We start from the raw sequence: 2,960 nt of genomic DNA, 5'->3' as shown, positions 1-2,960 counted from the left end.
GGCATAAAAAAAGCCGATGCAATGCATCGGCTTGGGAATCACTAAGGTGTGTCATAAAGTTATGACGTCCCTAAAAAGGTGGTTAACACCACACGCAGAACTTAAGGCATTAGCCTTAAAAAGGTTGTCAGCGTGACAACTAGCGCCGCGAGCTTACAAATATTCTGTTGGTATTATGACTGCAATAAATTACCTCGAATAATTCATTAACAGCCATAATAGACAGGTAGTACCCCCCATGATGCCACCATGCCCAGAAGCTTTTTAACCCGACAACCAGATGCATTACTGCATCACGCCGACGATTAACTTGTTTATGGGGTGCATTTTATGGTGTGATCACTCATGTAAGAAATGAATTATCAACATAAAACCATGGTCAATATCGATGAACAACCTTTATCAACGGCTCGACCTTAACTTATTGCGCGTATTTGACGTGCTAATGCGCAGCCGTAACGTCACACGCGCTGCAGAGCAGCTTAATCTGTCTCAGTCTACCGTGAGTCATGCATTGGCACGTTTACGCCAAGCATTAGATGACCCTTTATTTGTGATGACACGTAAAGAAATGCGGCCCACTCAACGTGCATTGGCATTGGCAGCCCCAGTGCGCCAAGCACTAGCTTTGCTTGAGCAAGGTGTTCGCCAGTCGGCAAGTTTTGACCCTAGCGTGTCGGCGCGTACTTTTCGCCTCGCTGTGCCTTCTTCTATTGAGCATGGGGCTGTGCCGCTGCTGGTGGAGCTATTACACGAGCGCGCTCCAGCGTGTCGATTAGTGGTAACAGAGTTAGCAAATTCAGATTACGAAGATAGCCTCTCGCGAGGAGGCATGGACCTAGTAGTGGCGTTTGCCGATGGTGATCATTTATCGTCGCGGTTGCGAATAGATTCTTGGTTTGATAATCCCATGGTGTGTCTATCGGCAGAGGGCAGTGGCTTGCCTGAGTGTTTATCGGCAGAGCAGTTAGTGAGTTGGAGCCATGTTTCTACGTCAACCTGGGGGCATAACCAAACCTTGGTTGAGCAGTGGTTAAAAAAGCAGGGGTTAGAGCGCCATATTGCGGTGTGGGTTCCAAGCTTTGAAGCTTTACCTAAATTATTGGCCACTGGGCGTTATTTGGCCATGGTACCTGAGTTAATCGCGCGGGATTTTTGTCATTATTACCCGCTACAACAGCACAGTTTAAGTGAGTCGTTGCGCAGTACTTATATTTTAGCGCAGCACCCGTTAACTGAGTTTGACCCGGCATTAACTTGGCTTCGTCAGTTATTAACCGAAGTAGGCGACCGGCTACGCCAGTCGCCTTAAATGGTATTTTCAGGTGCCGTTGCGCTATTTTTTAGGTAGCGGTACTACCAATAAATCGCAGGGGACCGTATTCATCAGCTGACGAGCCGAAGAGGTGAGTAAGCTCCAAAAGCTTTGCTCATGACCACAAATCAGCAAGTCGACGCCGTGTTGCTCTACGGCTTCATTCACTTTCAGTGTGAGGTCACCACAAATAACGAGCTTCTTCTCAATAGGGTAATCAATTACACCAATATATTCTTCCAGTCGCTGCTTTGCATCGGCCACCACTTGGTCTTGAATATTATCGATATCAATGTCGATCATTTCGGTATAAAGGTCTTTAAGATCCACATCTACGTGAATAACAGACAACTTAGCGTTATTAGCACGGGCGCGGTCAACTGCTTTAGCAATCACTTTACGATTGCTTTCAGACATGTCGACGGCGGCTAATATATGTTGATACTGATAGGGTTCTGCCATGAAGTTTCTCCTTTTTTTTAAGTCTATCAATCCATTACTAGATAAACCGTGAGCCGAACGGGGTTTTTATAACACTAGCAGCATAGGCCAAAAAATGGGGGTGAGACAAGGGATATCGCTTAGTCCAATAGTCTGAGAAGGCACCGCCGTGCACGTTACGCCGTACGCTATCAGTAAAACTGCGCTATTTAACTTTAACATATGGCGTAAGACGTAAAGCGTATCGCTGTATTTATTCCTTATACCCTTGTGTTGCTTGTGTTCAAACCTCCGGCTTATCGCCTCCTGATTTTTGTTGTAGCAATGCCTTTAGTGAGCCAATGTCTTCTTTTAATGAGGCGATTTCTTGATGCAAGCTATTAAGTTGCGTAAGTTGCGTGGTGACCTCTTGACGATATTGATGATCATTGACTTTTTGTTGCTGTTCGGCTTCTTCCGCTTTGGGGGTTAATAAACTAGAAGCCACTAGCCCCGAAATACCGGCAAAAATAGACACACCCGTTAGAATAACAATGGCCGAAATAACGCGCCCAGCGGTAGTAATAGGGTAATAATCGCCATAACCTACCGTCGAGATAGTAACCAGCGCCCACCAAATAGCGTCTTCTGCGGTTTCGATATTAGAGCCTTCATGGCCCGCTTCTGTCATCAAGATAGCGATGGCACTCCCCCCTAATACCACAAGCAAAATCAGCATCATGGATGCCAGCATGGTGCTTTCGCTGTGCTTTAGTAGGTGGCGAATAACTTGGTTGGCCACCCGTAACATACGCAAGACCCGCAACACCTGAAAGATCCGCCCATAGCGGAAGATATCTATAGCGGGAATAGAGGCAATAAAGTCAATCCAATGGGTGCTTAAAAACTGCTTTTTATTTTTTGCACTAAATAAGCCATAAAAGAAATGACTGAGCAGCACCAGACAAATTCCCGTGTCCAGCTTAAGCAGCAGCTCTTTTTCTGGCTCATTAAAGGGACCAAACTGGTGTAGTACGATAATCACCACTGAAATAATAGATAACACCATCATCACAAGGTCGAAGGCACTGGGTGGTAAAATGCGTACTGTTGGTTTCACGGGCGATCCTGTCCGTTGTTAATTATTAAGATGTGTGCAGTATAGCGAAATAACCGCTTATTATGATGGTCGATGTGTTCGCATAACCTATAAAAACTGTCAGGC

3 protein-coding genes are annotated in these 2,960 nt (G+C 45.7%); 1 reads left to right on the top strand and 2 read right to left on the bottom strand.

Annotated elements, in window-relative coordinates; all coding sequences use genetic code 11:
- Positions 1 to 388 precede the first annotated feature (388 nt).
- Complete coding sequence (locus ACTHY5_RS11725; protein ID WP_441879911.1) at positions 389 to 1,312, top strand: LysR family transcriptional regulator; 924 nt, start codon at positions 389 to 391, stop codon at positions 1,310 to 1,312.
- 24 nt (positions 1,313 to 1,336) lie between these two features.
- Here the strand turns inward: ACTHY5_RS11725 and ACTHY5_RS11720 are convergent, their stop codons facing one another.
- Both ACTHY5_RS11720 and ACTHY5_RS11715 read right to left on the bottom strand, forming a co-directional pair.
- A complete protein-coding gene (locus tag ACTHY5_RS11720; RefSeq protein ID WP_441879908.1) occupies positions 1,337 to 1,777 on the bottom strand; it encodes a universal stress protein in 441 nt (146 codons plus the stop codon).
- A 262-nt stretch (positions 1,778 to 2,039) separates the two neighbouring features.
- Complete coding sequence (locus ACTHY5_RS11715; RefSeq protein ID WP_441879905.1) at positions 2,040 to 2,855, bottom strand: potassium channel family protein; 816 nt, start codon at positions 2,853 to 2,855, stop codon at positions 2,040 to 2,042.
- Positions 2,856 to 2,960 lie beyond the last annotated feature (105 nt).

Source organism: Oceanisphaera sp. (genome assembly GCF_052084945.1).
Taxonomy (GTDB): Bacteria; Pseudomonadota; Gammaproteobacteria; order Enterobacterales; family Aeromonadaceae; genus Oceanimonas.
The sequence above is the reverse complement of the archived record's forward strand: the minus strand, read 5'-3'. Positions and strand labels throughout refer to the sequence as shown.

Excerpts from the sequence above, each read along its gene's own strand:
- ACTHY5_RS11725 (WP_441879911.1), top strand. The coding sequence starts at position 389 with ATGAACAACCTTTATCAACGGCTCGACCTTAACTTATTGCGCGTATTT.
- ACTHY5_RS11720 (WP_441879908.1), bottom strand. The coding sequence starts at position 1,777 with ATGGCAGAACCCTATCAGTATCAACATATATTAGCCGCCGTCGACATG.